We start from the raw sequence: 14,027 nt of genomic DNA on the forward strand, positions 1-14,027 counted from the left end.
AATAGCGCGAAAAACATCGTCAAACCCCATCGATGGAGATCCAATCCCGTCCCATCTCCAATGCCTGTGTTGGCGTCGCCCCAACCAACTGCGCGATCAGTTCAGCCGACTCGACGAGTCGTGGGCCAGGACGATTGAAAAGATGGTGGCCATCAACGGCAAAGACCTTCCCTTTGCGAACCGCGGTAAGGTCTTTCCAACCGAAGTGGTCGACGAGCGACCCCAGATCGGCGAGCGTTTGTGGCAACAGATATCCGCAGGGCATCGCAACGATCAGATCGGGATCGGCGGCAATCAAGTCGTCCCAATTCAGCCACGAGGAATGTTCTCCGGCTCGCGCGAACAATGGGTGACCGCCGGCCGCCTCGATTAGTTCGGGTACCCAGTTTCCTGCGGCCATCAGCGGATCGATCCATTCGATCGCGGCGACACGCGGGCGATCCATCCTCTCCGCGCTACTTCGGGATAGCCCTGACATCCGCTCCTTCAAGTCACCGACGACCGATGATGCACGCTCGGGAATTCCCGCCGCTTCGGCGACCTTAGCGAAATCGCTCCATACATCTTCCAATGTATCGGGTGCCAGCGACAGCAGCGTCGGGGCGGTTCCGATCCAGTCGCCGAGTGCTTCTTCCAGATCGGCAGGGGTGACCGCGCAGACCGCGCATTGCGATTGGGTCAAGATGAGGTCGGGCCGCAAGTCCCGCAGAAGCGCGGTATCGACTTCGTATACCGACAGTCCTTGCCTCACGATTTCCTGGATCCGGTCGTCGATCTGCCGCGACGTCAGTCCTTTCTCGAGTCTGGTCGACGTGACGACCGGCAATGCCTTTACGAAAAGCGGATAATCGCATTCGTGCGAGCGACCGACGAGGCTCTCTCCCAATCCGAGTGCGACGGCGATTTCGGTCGCGCTCGGCAGGAGGGACACGATGCGCGGCTGCGCCATGTCAGGCGAACCGTATTCGCGGAGAAGGTCCGAATAGCGTGGGAGCGGCTCTGGCGAGGAGCCAGGACGCCAACAACAGTCCTGCGAACCATAATGCATCGTTCGCGAAGATCTGTCCCACGATCGCCATCGTGAAAGTCTCTGTCCCGCCTACCACCAAAGCAAACCCGAATAGCGCAGCCTCGTAAACAGCGAAGCCGATCAGAAAGGCGCCAAATGTCCGAAGGGTGCTCAGCTCGTTTTGTTCTCCCATGATGATGGCACCGGCGAGCATGGCGAGAATAGATGCGATGCCCAGCGCACCGCCCCAGGCGAACGCATATCCCGTGTGCGGGTAGCCGAGGACGGTGAACCCCAGCAACTGGTTGGTCGCCCAGATCGCGAGGATCGTCGTTAACGCGAGCGAGCGGCGCATGGTCGCGGCGGTCACGATCGTAACAGCCACGAACGGCATCATGCAGGCGGCAACCAGCGATCCGCCCACCGTCGCCAAGGCAAGTGTGACAGGCCATGCGAACCTCGCAATGTCGGACTTTGCTATCATTTCATCCGTCATCGAAATTCTCCTTAGAAACGCGCGCGCGCGCCAATGGCGAACGAGCGTCCGGGCGTCGCGAAACTGAAGACATCCTCGTAATCGGCGGCCGTCAAATTCTCGACTCGGCCGAACAGCTCGACATTATCCATCACCCTCACGTCGGCGTTGACGTTCAGCAGAAAGTAGTCGTCCAGTTGCACGCGAACCGGCACGAACGAGGGATCGATGAAAGCGCTGTCGATCGTCTCTCCATTGTAGCGCGCAACGAGCGTGACCCCTCCGGCATCCTTGGGAGCGCGCCAGTCGACAGCCAGGCTGGCGGTATGGGAGGGCCGCCGCACTTCGCGCGCGCCATCCTCGTGGGAACGCAGATAGGTGTAGGCTCCATTGACGCGCCAAGCTTCCGCGAAGCGCGCCTCGCCGAACACTTCGACGCCGTTTCTCTTGGATACGGTATCGCGATTGCCAGGGCTGGCGACGAAGTTCGGGGGCGGAAAAGAAGTGAAGATCTCTTCGTCCAGTTCGCTCTCGAAATAGGTGACCCCGATTGAAGCGCGCTCACCGAACAGCGACTGGTCGATCCCGATCTCCCATCCGCTCGACTTCTCGGGCCTGAGGTCGGGATTGCCGATGAAACGGCCGTCCACGAACCCATATAGTTCGTAGAACGAGGGGTTCTTCACCCCCGATCCGACGGCCCCGCGCACTCGCGTAGCCGCAGCGATCCGATAGCTCGCCTGAAGCCTGTACGTGGTTGTATCGGCGAACTGGTCGTTCCAGTCCCTGCGGATGGATGCGGACGCGCTCGCTCGGTCTCCGAGATCGATCGCATACTGGCCGACGAGACCGACATTGTCGATCTGTCGGCGACCGGTGAATGCGAAGCCGGTCGGATCGGTGTTACGGAAGCGTTCGCGTTCGACATCGAGAGCCGCCGTGACCCGGTGGGTCAGACCGCCAGCCTCGATACGCAACGTCGTATCGTAGGACCCTTTCAACCTCTGGCCCTCGCTGCCATAGCTGCGTCCAGTCGAAGCGAAACCGTCGCGCCGGGTATCCGCGATCTGGGCCGAAAACGCTTGGGTCCAGCGATCGTCGAGCAAGTCTAGCTCGCCCCTGATGAGCACATAGATAGCCTCGTTCTCGAAGCGGTTGCCGGGGCTATCGACCTGGAATCCGAAGGTCGGACTTCCCGGATCGGAATCGCTGTCGTTGAATTCGGCATTGGTGCGCGCGTAGCGTAATACACCAGTGAGGCGTGCATTGGTTGATGGCGCGAACGTCGTCTTCAGCGAGACCGCACCACTGTCGTTCGCAAGATCGCGCGTGCCGTTCCGGGCGCCTGGCGTGCCATCGGTGGTATTGAGTGTGGCGGACAGCGCGTAGTCGAGATCGCCACTATATCCAGCGATCCGGGCAGCACCGTTCACCATGCCGAACGAACCGGCTTCGATCCGCGCGACCGCCCCGGGCGCATCGCGGCCGTCGAGAGTGATGTACTGGATGACGCCGCCGATCGCGTCCGACCCGTAGATCGCGCTCTGCTGTCCGCGCAGCACCTCGATCCGCGAAGCCTCGTCGGCGATAAGCGTTCCGAAATCGAACTCGCCGGCATAGGGATCCGACACCTCGATCCCGTCAACGAGGACGAGCGTATGGTTGGCTTCAGCACCGCGCAACCGAAGCTGTGTCTGACCGGGAACCCGTCCGACCGCGACCCCTGGGACGTCGCGGAGCACGTCGGACACCTCGCGGACTTGCCTCCGGTCGAGGATTTGCTCGTCGAGGACGGTGACCGATCCGCCGATCCGGTCGAGCGGCATGGGATCGGTGGCGCGGTTCCCGGTGACGACGATCGAGGTGTTGGATGTCTCTGGATCGGCAGCGGGATCGATGGTCTGAGCGAGCGATGGAGCCGGCAGAAGCACGGAAGACAGAAGCGACAGGTGAATGTATTTCATGAGAACGAATTTCCGGGGCGCCGGGCGACTTGGCCGGAGCGTCCGCACGAGTGCGGTCGACGAGACTGCTAGGGACGGACGCGTGCATCCCCCGGCAGTCCTGCCGATGCGGCTCCAACCGCTACTCGTCGCCCGGACGAAATTCGTTTCGCGCCTGGCCAATCCCATGAGCCCGGCAAGAGCGACACGCGCCGGTCGGTCTCCTGGCTCACGGGTTGTCGCACGAAACATACCTTCCCAGACGACAATTGCCGCCCAGTGGTTGTGGAGCCAACCCCACCCATGTTACGCGCTCGCCGCTTACAGTTGCAGGGACAGCCGCAGAATTGGCCTATCGAGACCTCACTGCGTTCCCGTTACCGGCACGCTTTATCGACATTTGATTCTGCCGACGCTCGTCTCATAGACTTTGGTCGAATGAGCGGCAAGCGCGCAGTTCCAGAGCAACGCAGCAAGACGATGGTCGCCGTTTTAGGGGGTAGGTGGACTTAATCCATCGTATCTGTTTAGGTCACCAACTGAAATGCCCAGATGTTGATCCGTCGACCTTTGGATTGGCACCAGCTTTCGCTTTCGTCTGAGATCGATTCTCAACCCTTTCTTAAATATCGCGAATGGTGTCGGAAGCCGTACGGCAGCATTTTAGTTTCTAATGCGCAAGCCGGACAGATCGCATACGGTCCAACTTCGTCGCCGGTTCAATGTCCTCTATATTGAATGCGCGGCCTAAAAGCCGACCGTCGCACACCCACCCTAAACCACGACATTAAAGCGTCAACATTATTGACCCAGAAGCTGACACATAGGCCGTCCACGAGCGTGGCTGCAACCAATCGTCGAGTATCCCGTGTGCGCTCGTAATCCGAATATCTGGCGCTTGGTGTGCGATGATCGCGTCGTTGCGCTGCCTTGGCGTTGCATCATTTAGCGACGCTCTTAGACACTGCCGCTACAGAAACTTTGCAGCTTGGTTGCTAATCAGAAGCACACTCGCAACGCTATCACTGCAGGTCGCTGGCAGCGCCGGATACAGTCGCGATGCACTCCGCTTGCAGGCGTAATCGGCGTGGGGTATTTGTCCGTAAGCGTCTGATTTGAAGAAAGGTCAGCGTCCGGTGCTTGCACGTCAGGCGTCAGCGCGATGACTAAGCGCCCAGTTCCACGGCAGCAGTTCATCGATTCGGTTGGCGGGATGGTCGTCGATCATGCGGGTCAGGACGTCACTGAGCCAGGCATATGGCTCGACCTTGTTGAGCTTTGCCGTCTCGATCAGCGAGCAGATCACCGCCCAGCGGTGACCGCCACCATCGGAGCCTGCGAACAGGTGGTTCTTGCGTCCAAGCGCAACCGGACGGATCGCCCGCTCGACCGGGTTGGTGTCGAGCTCGACGCGCCCGTCGTCAAGGAACCGGCTGAGGCCGGCCCAGCGCGCCAGCGCATAGCGGATGGCATCGGCCAGCGTGCTGCTGCGCGGGATCTGCGCCAGCTGCGCCTCGAGCCAGAGCTTGAACGCGGCCAGATGCGGCGCGCTGAGCGACCGGCGCCATGCAAGGCGGTCTTCGGGAGAACGACCGCGCGCCTTCGCCTCAACTGCATAGAGATCCGCGATCCGGCGCAGCGCTTCTTCCGCCACCGGCGAGCCGGTCTGCTGATGGACGTCATAAAACTTGCGCCGCGTATGCGCCCAGCAGGCGGCAAGCACGATGTCGCCCTTCGCCGTGAGGCGCTCGAACCCGGCATAGCCATCGACGTGCAGCACACCCTTGAAGCGCTCAAGATGGGCGAGCGGACGCTCGGCCTTGCGATCAGGCGCGAACAGATAGACCGCCGCAGGTGGTGCAGGCCCGCCCCACCCGCGCTGTTCGCGGGCATAGACCCACAAGCGCCCGGTCCTGGTCCGTCCGCGCCCCGGATCGAGCACCGGAACCGGCGTATCGTCGGCGAACAGATGATCGCTGGCGAACACCTCGGCACACAGCCGCTCGTGCAGGGCTCCGAGCCACCAGCATGCACCGCCGACCCATCCAGCAAGCGTCGAACGCGCCAGATCAACGCCGTGACGGGCGAAGATCCGCGACTGACGGTAGAGCGGGGTATGGTCGCAGTATTTGCTTACCAGCACCTGCGTCAGCAGTGCAGGTGTTGCCAGCCCGCCTGCGATCACGCGCTCGGGAGCGGGAGCCTGAACGAGGCTGCCGCATGCACGGCAGGCATATTTGGGTCGCGTTGTACGGATGACGCGCAGCTTTGCTGGCACCCAGTCGAGCATCTCGGAGACGCTCTCGCCCATACTATGAAGCGCACCGCCGCAGCACGGACAGGCCTCGTGCTGCGCGTCGATCACTACCTCTTCGCGCTCCAGATGATCGGGCAGCGGCACGCGGTGCGCACGCCGTCTGACCGCATCGGCATCGCCAGCGATGACCGGACGGTGCTCCTCGATGCGGGCGATATCGGCATCGAGGTCTTCCAGACCCAGGACCAGCTGGTCGGGATCGAGCCGCTCGGAGCGGCGCCCGAACTGCATGCGCTGGAGCTTTTTGATGATCGCCTGAAGGCGCTCGATCTCGTCATCGCGGGTCTCGACCAACGTTGCCATGTCGCGCACCAGCTGGTGCAGAAGACCGACATCGGACGGCAGATTGTCGAGTTCGAGCCGCATGGATTCTGCTACCACGAAGACCGCATTTTCTCAAGCTTTTCTGCCGGTTTTGCGCGGGTTTCCGGCAGCTTTTCAGCCCGCTTTTCGCGGCTTCCACTGCTGCTCCGGACGCCGCCAGTCGATCCCCTCGATCAGCATCGCCAGCTGCGCCGAAGACAGCACTATGCTCTCGCCCACCTGGTGCACGCTCGGCCACACGAACCCGCCATGCTCCATCCTCTTGGTGAACAGGCACAGCCCGCTCCCGTCCCAGAACAGGATCTTGATGATGCGCGCATTGCGCCCCCTGAACGCGAACAGGTGACCCGAGAAGCTGTCTTCCCTGAGCACTTCCTGCACCATGGTTGCGAGCCCATCGATCCCCTTGCGCATGTCGGTATGACCCAGCGCCAGATGCACCTTCGTACCTGCCGGAAGCAGCATCATCGTCCATTCTCCTCAACCCGCACCGTCACCAGACGCACATTCTCGCTCGCTCCAAGCCCGAGCTGCGCGCGCCAGCGGAACAGCAGCGAAGCCGCGATCCCGTGCCGCCGCGCAACCTGCGAGACCGTCACATGAGGCTCGAGCGTCTGCATCGCGATCGCGCGCTTCTCGTCCTCGCTGAAGCTGCGGCGCTGCACCCGGTCCGCCTGTTCGGGCCCACGCAAAGCGCCGCCGGTCAACCCCGCATCTGCAACTCGCGGCAGATTATTAGGACTAAGCCTGTCCTTAGTCCTAGGACTAGCAGCGCTGCTTATTGGCGGCCTCGCGCTCGGATGCAGCCGCGCCCGCCAGTCGACCGGAACCTCCCGTTCGGCCAGCAGATCGCGCCAGCGCGCGAGGCTATGACGCGAGATTGCCAGCGCTGCCGCATACTCGCGCACCGTCATTCCGCTCCATTCGAGCGCCTCGACATGCATCGCCCAGTACGCCTGCGCTGCCTGGTTGCGGCGGTCGGTCGTCAGCTTGCCGCCCTTGCGGCTGCGCTTGCGTCGACGCTCGGCCGCCCCGCGTTCGACCCGGATCTTGGCCGTTTTCCTGTCCGTCAGCACGTCGAGCCAGCGCACGAAAGTCGTCTCGGTCAGCTTGTGCACACGGCAGTATTTGCGCCGCGACAAGCCGCTGCGGCGCCACGCCTCGACATGCACCGACCACCACTCGCGCCGCGCAGGATTATCAAAATGGGAAAGACCAGCCATGCAACCTCCGGCCACCAGGAGAACACCCGATGGACGAAAATTGCACCCCGGAATTCAGGTGCCGAAACCGGACGCTTACGAAGAAAGAAAATGAGGGCGAGATAAAAGCGCCGCCGTCGGTCGGGGCGCAGGTGGTTGGTTTCGTTCAGTAATATGCGACGGCACCCATATTGCCCCTGCGGCGCTAATTTCAAAAAGTTCTTTGCTATCAAACAGATTGGCGACGGCGCTTGGCGTTCTGCGCTGTTTTCGTTCGGTAACCCGCTTTCGCCCGGACGTCCTTCGCCGTCCCGATGAGCATCGGTGCATTTGACTGGAGTGCTTGCCCCCACGCCTCTGCGCTGCGGCGAAAGAACGACAGCTGCGGCGTAGGAACGTCATGTGGCGCAGGGTGCCCTAATCGATCGATACTCAGTGCTGATGGCGGGCCGGCCTGTTCCCTCCATGCTTCCCAAGGTCGGTCCGTCATCACCCGAAAGATGAAAGGATCGACGGCTATGCCATCTGCGAGCACGACAGAGCATCCTTGCGAGCAATGCGGGCCCCAGGCCATCGAACCGATCGCCATGCGCGTACCCGAAGCCTGTCGCTATCTCGGGATCGGACGCAGCACACTCTATGTGCTCATTTCCAGAGACGAGATCGAGATCATCAAGATGGGGAGCGCAACCCTCGTGCTCACAGCCAGCCTGCGCTCGCTGGTTGAGCGGCTACGTCGTCCTGCCGATCAGGTACCGGGGACCGCTATATGATTACGGCGCATCCTGACTTGCTGAAAGCTGTGGTGCTTGCCGCAATCGTGAGCATGCCAGATCATTCCAAACGTCAGCTGGTCTCGAAGATCAAAGCGCGGCGTGCAAACGCAGAAGAAGCGCTGGCCGCCAGATTGGTGATTGCGCTTTCGCAGCGATCCTAGGCTCTCTGGCTATGGCAGCTACGCGCCCCAATATCGGTCATTCACGAAACTGCAGTCGATCTCCAAAAGCTGCCGGTCGTCGGGATGACTGTCACTGATCCGTCCGACCACGGTTCGAAGAATATCAGTCGCCCAACTTGACCTCTTCACGTACGTCCGGCCCTACAGGGCGCTCGAGCGCTTTTTCGGCCTCCTCCAAGAGTTCCGGGGTCAGGTCGGTAGTCCGTGCCGGGAGAGGGGTGCCATCTCCCATCTCACCATTGGTCTCGATGTCTTCGATCAGCATCTTCATCTCGGCGATTTCCTTGACCTGCGCTTCGATGATCGAGTCTGCGAGCTTGCGAACACGCGGATCGGTGATCTCTGCTCGCGAACTTGTCAGAACGGCGATCGAGTGATGCGGGATCATCGCTGCCATGTATTCTTCATCGTTGACGGTCGCCTGGCTGCGAACCAGCCACAGCGCCACCGCGAAGGTCAGGGCACCGACGCCCAGGATGATCAAGTTCTTGGTCTTGTCCTTGTACATGCCCCACATGAAGAGAAGCATTACGATCATCATCATGCCGCCCATCACAAAAGTCATCCAGAAGCGGGTCTCGCTCCAGAATACGTGATCGAGCTCGTACGTATTTAGGTTTCGTGGACAAAGGGTATCCAGAGTTTGACTGAGGCGAGCGCGACGAAGCCGAGATAGGATTCCTTGGTTTTGTCGTAGCGGGTCGCAACGCGTCGCCAGTTCTTGAGTTTATTGAACAGTCGCTCGATCAGGTTGCGCCACTTGTATTTCGCGCGATCATGCGCGGCGGGATTACGCCGGCCCGCCTTGGCCGGGATCACCGCCTCGACGCCCGCCGCCTCAATCTCTTCGCGGATCGCATCGGCATCGTATCCCCGATCAGCCAGGAAGGCCTCGATCCGGTCAGTTATCATGCGGAACAGCGGTGCGAAGCCCTGCACATCGTGCGCTTGCCCCGGTGTCAGCACGAAGCCGAGGGGCAAGCCTCTGGCATCGCACCTTGCGTGGAGCTTGGTGGTGAAGCCGCCGCGCGATCGGCCAAGCGCCTCGGTTTGCTGAGTCCCCTTTTTATGCCGACGGCACAATGATGTGCCCGGACCACGGTGCTATCGATCATGTCGGCGGCTGTGTCGCGCCCCGCCAGTTCCGCCAGCGTCTCCAGCATGGCATCGAACACGCCGGTCGTAACCCATCGTCGATAGCGCCGGAAAACGCTGTTCCACTTGCCATACTCATCCGGCAGGTGACGCCACTGCGCTCCGGTCCGCGCGATCCACATCATGCCTTCGAAATAGGGGCGGTTGTCCTGCGCCGGACGGCAGCCACGACCCCGCTCAGGTGGCAGCAGCGGCCCGATCACTTCCCACTCTTCGTCCGTAACGCCAATCCGCTCGCCCAAGGCTGCCTCCAAAAGCCAGCCTTGAATCAAGGTCCGAGTCCACAGTCAAGCTTTGTCCACGAAACCTAGCAGTTAACCCATTCGAGCCGCCTATAGCTATACGGCAGCTCACGGCCCAGAGGCCCTCGGACAGCTATGCGCCCTCATTCCGGACATCCGGATGAAGAGTAAAGACGCTCGAAAGCAGAACCTCCGCTTTTTAAGAGGATACCGATTACGTTCAGTACGGCACAAACGTCCGGCCGAAAGCTTGAGCGAAACTACGAAAATTAGATCTCAGATAATTTATCTGGGCTGCTTCACGCACAGTTCTGCCAAGGGCTGCTTACACATTGCTTGATGCCCCTTTACGCCGTTTGTGCGGATGATCGATCGGTACCGATCTTGTGTGCCGGGTCTCCGGTAGCAGTTGGAATTCCATATCCAGTTACCATTTCACAGGCCGAGAGCCCGTGAAAGGACACAAAAGATGAGTGCAGCAAATGGCCGGATGACCTGCCCAGTGGATGGAACCACCTTGGTTATGAGCGAACGTTCGAGCATCGAGATCGACTATTGCCCCACATGTCGGGGCGTCTGGCTCGACCGCGGGGAGCTGGACAAGATCATCGAACGTAGTGCGCAGCCCGCCCCCTCGCGGGCACCGGCACAGCCTACATCTCCTTCGCACGACTTTGGAAATCGCGGAAGTTATTCCTCGCACGGTCATTCAGGGCGCAAGCGCAAGAAGAGCTTCCTTGAGGAACTGTTCGACTGAACATCCTGTAGCCAACTCCCAAGCGCCAAATTTCGTCACACCTGTCAAAGTGTATTTTCAGCTGTACGCCGGCATGGGTACGCATTGCATCCCCGACCGGGCGCTTGGGCGTAGGCCATTCAGAATTGTCAGATTGTGAAGTTCGTCTCTCGTTCGACAGGACAGGACAGGACGTTTCTGATACGGCTGCATTCGCTCCAGCCTCACTAATTCCCCCTAGCTTTCTTGGTTTTCTAGAAGGGCCTCTACGAAGTAAGCCTCCGTGCGCGCGAGAGAACGCATCTCCCTTCACAAGTGATCCCGACCGCCCCGTTCCTATCCCCAAAGCCCAGCTGTCAATGCAGTATACCCCGCGTATCCCGCCACCAGAAAACCACCCTCCAGTCTGGACAGCCGTTTGCCTGTGAAAGCGAAGGCCATCACCAGCGCGGATACACATAGCAGGACCCAAAGATCGAACTGCAAAATGCTCGCAGGTATTCGCGTCGGCGATACCATCCCGGTTATGCCCCCGATAAAAAGAACGTTGTAGATGTTCGAACCCAATACGTTGCCGAGAGCGATCTCGCCTTCGCGTTTGAGCGCTGCGATCGCCGACGTCACCAATTCCGGCAGTGATGTACCGACTGCCACTACTGTCAGGCCGATCACTTCGTCCGATACGCCCAAACTGGCCGAGATGGTAATCGCTGCATCGACGAGCATGCTGCCGCCCCAGATGATCAGAGCCATTCCTGCGAGCAGGAAAACGATTGCCAGGACTACCGAGCCGCGCGATTCCGCCCTCGGGACAAGCGCGGGGTCAACCTCTTCAAGCGCCATGGCCTTATCGAAGACAGCTCCGTGTTCACCACCTGCGAGCTCCTGACGAATGGCAAGATAGATATATCCAACTATACCGAAGACGAAGAACATTCCGACGGCTCGGGTCAGACCGACCGTATGGCCAGCAATGATCAGCATGCCGATGCAAAGCAATCCCATTCCGCCATCACGCCAGAGAACCCTTCGCGGCACTGCAAATGGCGCGATCACAGCTGCTACACCGAGGATGAGCAGAAGATTTGCTATGTTCGAGCCGACGATGTTGCCAAGGGCCAGCCCAGGCGAGCCAGCCAAGGCTGCCTGTATACTCGCCGCCAATTCAGGCATGGATGTTCCCATGCCGACAATCGTCAGGCCGATGAGCATCGGTGAGAGGCCGAGATGTTCCGCGATGCGAACGGCGCTTCGCACAAGTAGCTCACCTCCTCCGATGAGCAGAACGAGACCAAGTAAAAGCAGTAAGTAAGTCATGGCTTAAGGTCCGTACCGATGCGCGCGCTTAGCGTGTCAGAGCCGTTGCGGCGAGTGCCGCAACGATGCGAATGCGGTAGTGTACGCGTACCGCCGCTGCTAGATCCGCTTGAGCGCCATGCCCGAAACCATCAATGCAGCGCCGTGCTCGCATGTTGGATTGTGCATAGGACAGGCTTGCATCTTTAGCCGCCACTAGACTCAGTTGAAGTACATTTGGAGAAGCCAAATTAGCCGATGATCATCGCCCAATATCCGGGGCCGTCCTCATTTCCAAGCCATACCGCGTTGAGCAGTTCTCGGGTGCCTCTATAGAAGGCAGCCTCGCGTAGCGGATGGAAACAAATGAGCTTTGAGTTGCCCTCGACATTTTTCAACTCCGATGTGCTGGCGTCTGCCTGTCTGCTCTTGGGTCTCCTCGCCTCACGCATGATCGCTGGCCGCGCCTTGCTGAGGCGCGACGATATAACGGAAAAGGTCGCCCGGCGGTGGACCGCAAACGTGCGCAACGTTCTCATCCTCGTCGCCGTGGTCGGCTTGATCATGATCTGGGCGCCGCAGCTACGAACTTTCGCCCTATCCCTGACAGCGGTGGCAGTCGCGATCGTTGTGGCGACCAAGGAACTGATCTTGTGCCTTTCCGGCGCTGCCCTTCGGACATTCACGAGAGCATTCTCGGTCGGAGACATAATTGAGGTCGGCACAACGAAAGGCGAGGTGCTCGATCTAAACCTGCTTGCAACCCAGCTGAGAGAGTTCGAAGGCATCGATGGTTCAGTTGTGCCAACCGGCCGTATTGTGACCCTACCGTACAGTCTTCTGTTTTCGTCCCCGGCAAAAGTCCTGCCCCACTCTCGCGCACGCATAGAGCATGCATTCACCATGACCTTCGAACCCGACGTCAATCTATTTTCGAGGGTTCACGAACTTCGTGCTATTGCAGTTGAGGCCCTCGCTAAAACCGTCGCAGCCGAGGGTAATAGCTCTTCGAGCCAAGTGGAGGCTGAACGCTGCGACATTGAACTTGGCACCAGCGAGATTGGAAAATATCGTCTTCGAATCACGCTCCTCGGAGCTCGAGAGCCGCGTCGCGCAGAGAACGCGGTCGCCTGTGCAGTCGGCGCCTTCATTGAGTCTCAACGGACTTCTTCCTCTACAGAATAAATCAAAAAGACCGGCAGCGCTCACGTTCGCGCAAATGTAACCGGCGCCTGACGAATGCCCCGCAAGCCGCAGCTGATTGCTTGGACCAAGCCGCTAACCGCCTGGTCCCTTCATTAGGCGCGCCGGCGCCTGCCGGATAAGCCAAAGCCGCGTATCAGCCGGTCTACTACACCTTCGCATACCAAGCCGATCGCCGAGCCCACGATCACATCGCTGAGATAATGAGAGCGGCGCGGCACTTGCAGGAGCGCTATAGCGGTGGCGGATCCCACGGCGACAGCCTTATGCTCGGGGAAAGCGCGCCCGAACGCTGCGCCCACGGCCAGTGCGCCCGCCGAGTGCCCCGATGGAAAACTGGTCTCGTCATGACTGGCGGAAACGCCTGCTTTCACGCGATGATCGTCTTCGCCTTCGCGCGCGTCCGGGCGCACCCGGTCGACGCGCTTCTTCAGAACATTCTTGGCCTTGGTCGCAATCGTATGGGCGGTAAGCATACGTACTCCGGCCAGCGTCAGCTTCGCATCGCGCCTGATCAGCCCAAAGATGATAATTGAAGCGCACAGGGCGCGCATGGGCGGCTGATCGCCGATCTCACCAATCAGGGAGAGCGCTTGGACAGCAGCTTTGTCCGACGGCGCTACTTTCTCGACAAGAGCCGCATCTGCATCTTCGATGGTCTCAGCGGTATTTTCGAGCAGGGCGGAAAGCTTCTCCATTCGCTAACCAGCTGCCTTACCGAGAACCAGCTTGAAACCAGACCAAACCGACATAGCATCTTCGTCCATATTATCCTCATCAGCGTGGGGCTAGCGTTGGCCCGATTTAGATCGCAGGTATCGGTCGCGCCGAACCGGATGGGTAGGATTGACCTGCACGATCGGCATCGAACGGCGTGGCGAATAGCCCAAGCCTGCACCCCGACACCGGATAAACCGATGCGGTCCGACATCACGATTGTATTACATCGTCAGAAGGGCCCGGTCCGCGAATTCTCAAAGCCGCCGGGGGCAATGAAAGTTCCCACAATACGTATGACATAGAAGGATACGCGCAACGGACGGCGTTCCGCGGGGTCGCACATTACCGCCGAATTTAAACAGTCATGTGCGACATGCACTGGTGAGGAAACAGCAGCGCGTTCGTTATTCAATCCCACGATGAGCAATCACATTGAACTTGCTTGGT

Annotated in this window: 13 protein-coding genes, 1 pseudogene and 1 riboswitch; of the genes and pseudogenes, 4 read left to right on the forward strand and 10 right to left on the reverse strand. The window is 60.0% G+C overall.

The window, feature by feature from the left end; translation table 11 throughout:
- Window positions 1–19: 19 nt before the first annotated feature.
- The 6 genes from LOZ77_RS16435 to LOZ77_RS16460 all read right to left on the reverse strand — a co-directional run bounded on the left by LOZ77_RS16435 (window position 20) and on the right by LOZ77_RS16460 (window position 7,291).
- Window positions 20–949: a cobalamin-binding protein gene (locus tag LOZ77_RS16435; protein WP_037447548.1), complete on the reverse strand. Its 930-nt coding sequence runs from the start codon at window positions 947–949 to the stop codon at window positions 20–22.
- A 1-nt stretch (window position 950) separates the two neighbouring features.
- Entirely contained in the window at window positions 951–1,505 is a 555-nt protein-coding gene (locus LOZ77_RS16440) for a hypothetical protein (protein WP_051749615.1), read from the reverse strand.
- An 11-nt stretch (window positions 1,506–1,516) separates the two neighbouring features.
- On the reverse strand, window positions 1,517–3,448 hold the full coding sequence (locus LOZ77_RS16445) for a TonB-dependent siderophore receptor (protein WP_037447551.1): 1,932 nt from the start codon (window positions 3,446–3,448) through the stop codon (window positions 1,517–1,519).
- A gap of 175 nt (window positions 3,449–3,623) precedes the next feature.
- Window positions 3,624–3,827: riboswitch (cobalamin riboswitch) on the reverse strand.
- A 747-nt stretch (window positions 3,828–4,574) separates the two neighbouring features.
- Window positions 4,575–6,110, reverse strand: coding sequence for an IS66 family transposase (locus tag LOZ77_RS16450; RefSeq protein WP_230280027.1), 1,536 nt, complete (start codon window positions 6,108–6,110; stop codon window positions 4,575–4,577).
- Window positions 6,111–6,182: 72 nt separating this feature from the next.
- Complete coding sequence (gene tnpB / locus LOZ77_RS16455; protein ID WP_230280028.1) at window positions 6,183–6,536, reverse strand: IS66 family insertion sequence element accessory protein TnpB; 354 nt, start codon at window positions 6,534–6,536, stop codon at window positions 6,183–6,185.
- On the reverse strand, window positions 6,533–7,291 hold the full coding sequence (locus tag LOZ77_RS16460; RefSeq protein ID WP_230280029.1) for a transposase: 759 nt from the start codon (window positions 7,289–7,291) through the stop codon (window positions 6,533–6,535). Before LOZ77_RS16460 ends, tnpB begins: the two co-directional genes overlap by 4 nt.
- Window positions 7,292–7,857: 566 nt before the next feature.
- On the opposite strand from LOZ77_RS16460, the gene LOZ77_RS16465 reads away from it, so the two are divergent.
- Both LOZ77_RS16465 and LOZ77_RS16470 read left to right on the forward strand, forming a co-directional pair.
- Window positions 7,858–8,043, forward strand: coding sequence for a helix-turn-helix domain-containing protein (locus LOZ77_RS16465; RefSeq protein WP_230281911.1), 186 nt, complete (start codon window positions 7,858–7,860; stop codon window positions 8,041–8,043).
- The gene (locus LOZ77_RS16470; RefSeq protein WP_158586864.1) at window positions 8,040–8,207 is read left to right on the forward strand and encodes a hypothetical protein; all 168 of its coding nucleotides are present in this window, start codon (window positions 8,040–8,042) and stop codon (window positions 8,205–8,207) included. The genes LOZ77_RS16465 and LOZ77_RS16470 overlap by 4 nt, the downstream gene beginning before the upstream one ends.
- Before the next feature lie 124 nt (window positions 8,208–8,331).
- Here the strand turns inward: LOZ77_RS16470 and LOZ77_RS16475 are convergent, their stop codons facing one another.
- Window positions 8,332–8,868: a DUF305 domain-containing protein gene (locus tag LOZ77_RS16475; RefSeq protein ID WP_230281912.1), complete on the reverse strand. Its 537-nt coding sequence runs from the start codon at window positions 8,866–8,868 to the stop codon at window positions 8,332–8,334.
- A pseudogene (locus LOZ77_RS16480) lies at window positions 8,841–9,586 on the reverse strand (IS5 family transposase). Before LOZ77_RS16480 ends, LOZ77_RS16475 begins: the two are co-directional and overlap by 28 nt.
- 562 nt (window positions 9,587–10,148) lie before the next feature.
- Between LOZ77_RS16480 and LOZ77_RS16485 the strand changes: the two are divergent.
- Window positions 10,149–10,382, forward strand: coding sequence for a zf-TFIIB domain-containing protein (locus LOZ77_RS16485; RefSeq protein ID WP_370638030.1), 234 nt, complete (start codon window positions 10,149–10,151; stop codon window positions 10,380–10,382).
- Window positions 10,383–10,697: 315 nt separating this feature from the next.
- Here LOZ77_RS16485 and LOZ77_RS16490 read toward each other — a convergent pair whose 3' ends face one another.
- Window positions 10,698–11,678, reverse strand: a complete 981-nt coding sequence (locus tag LOZ77_RS16490; RefSeq protein WP_230280031.1) for a calcium/sodium antiporter — start codon at window positions 11,676–11,678, stop codon at window positions 10,698–10,700.
- Between the two features lie 345 nt (window positions 11,679–12,023).
- On the opposite strand from LOZ77_RS16490, the gene LOZ77_RS16495 reads away from it, so the two are divergent.
- Entirely contained in the window at window positions 12,024–12,842 is an 819-nt protein-coding gene (locus LOZ77_RS16495; RefSeq protein WP_230280032.1) for a mechanosensitive ion channel domain-containing protein, read from the forward strand.
- A gap of 113 nt (window positions 12,843–12,955) precedes the next feature.
- Here LOZ77_RS16495 and LOZ77_RS16500 read toward each other — a convergent pair whose 3' ends face one another.
- A complete protein-coding gene (locus tag LOZ77_RS16500) occupies window positions 12,956–13,558 on the reverse strand; it encodes a phosphatase PAP2 family protein (RefSeq protein ID WP_230280033.1) in 603 nt (200 codons plus the stop codon).
- Window positions 13,559–14,027 lie beyond the last annotated feature (469 nt).

Origin of the sequence: Croceicoccus sp. Ery15 (assembly GCF_020985305.1) — a bacterium.
Taxonomy (GTDB): Bacteria; Pseudomonadota; Alphaproteobacteria; order Sphingomonadales; family Sphingomonadaceae; genus Croceicoccus.

Coding starts and splice junctions, on each gene's coding strand:
- LOZ77_RS16490 (WP_230280031.1), bottom strand. CDS start 11,678: ATGACTTACTTACTGCTTTTACTTGGTCTCGTTCTGCTCATCGGAGGA.
- LOZ77_RS16500 (WP_230280033.1), bottom strand. CDS start 13,558: ATGGAGAAGCTTTCCGCCCTGCTCGAAAATACCGCTGAGACCATCGAA.
- LOZ77_RS16440 (WP_051749615.1), bottom strand. CDS start 1,505: ATGACGGATGAAATGATAGCAAAGTCCGACATTGCGAGGTTCGCATGG.
- LOZ77_RS16465 (WP_230281911.1), top strand. CDS start 7,858: ATGCGCGTACCCGAAGCCTGTCGCTATCTCGGGATCGGACGCAGCACA.
- LOZ77_RS16450 (WP_230280027.1), bottom strand. CDS start 6,110: ATGCGGCTCGAACTCGACAATCTGCCGTCCGATGTCGGTCTTCTGCAC.
- LOZ77_RS16445 (WP_037447551.1), bottom strand. CDS start 3,448: ATGAAATACATTCACCTGTCGCTTCTGTCTTCCGTGCTTCTGCCGGCT.
- LOZ77_RS16460 (WP_230280029.1), bottom strand. CDS start 7,291: ATGGCTGGTCTTTCCCATTTTGATAATCCTGCGCGGCGCGAGTGGTGG.
- LOZ77_RS16435 (WP_037447548.1), bottom strand. CDS start 949: ATGGCGCAGCCGCGCATCGTGTCCCTCCTGCCGAGCGCGACCGAAATC.
- LOZ77_RS16495 (WP_230280032.1), top strand. CDS start 12,024: ATGAGCTTTGAGTTGCCCTCGACATTTTTCAACTCCGATGTGCTGGCG.
- tnpB (WP_230280028.1), bottom strand. CDS start 6,536: ATGATGCTGCTTCCGGCAGGTACGAAGGTGCATCTGGCGCTGGGTCAT.
- LOZ77_RS16470 (WP_158586864.1), top strand. CDS start 8,040: ATGATTACGGCGCATCCTGACTTGCTGAAAGCTGTGGTGCTTGCCGCA.
- LOZ77_RS16485 (WP_370638030.1), top strand. CDS start 10,149: ATGAGCGAACGTTCGAGCATCGAGATCGACTATTGCCCCACATGTCGG.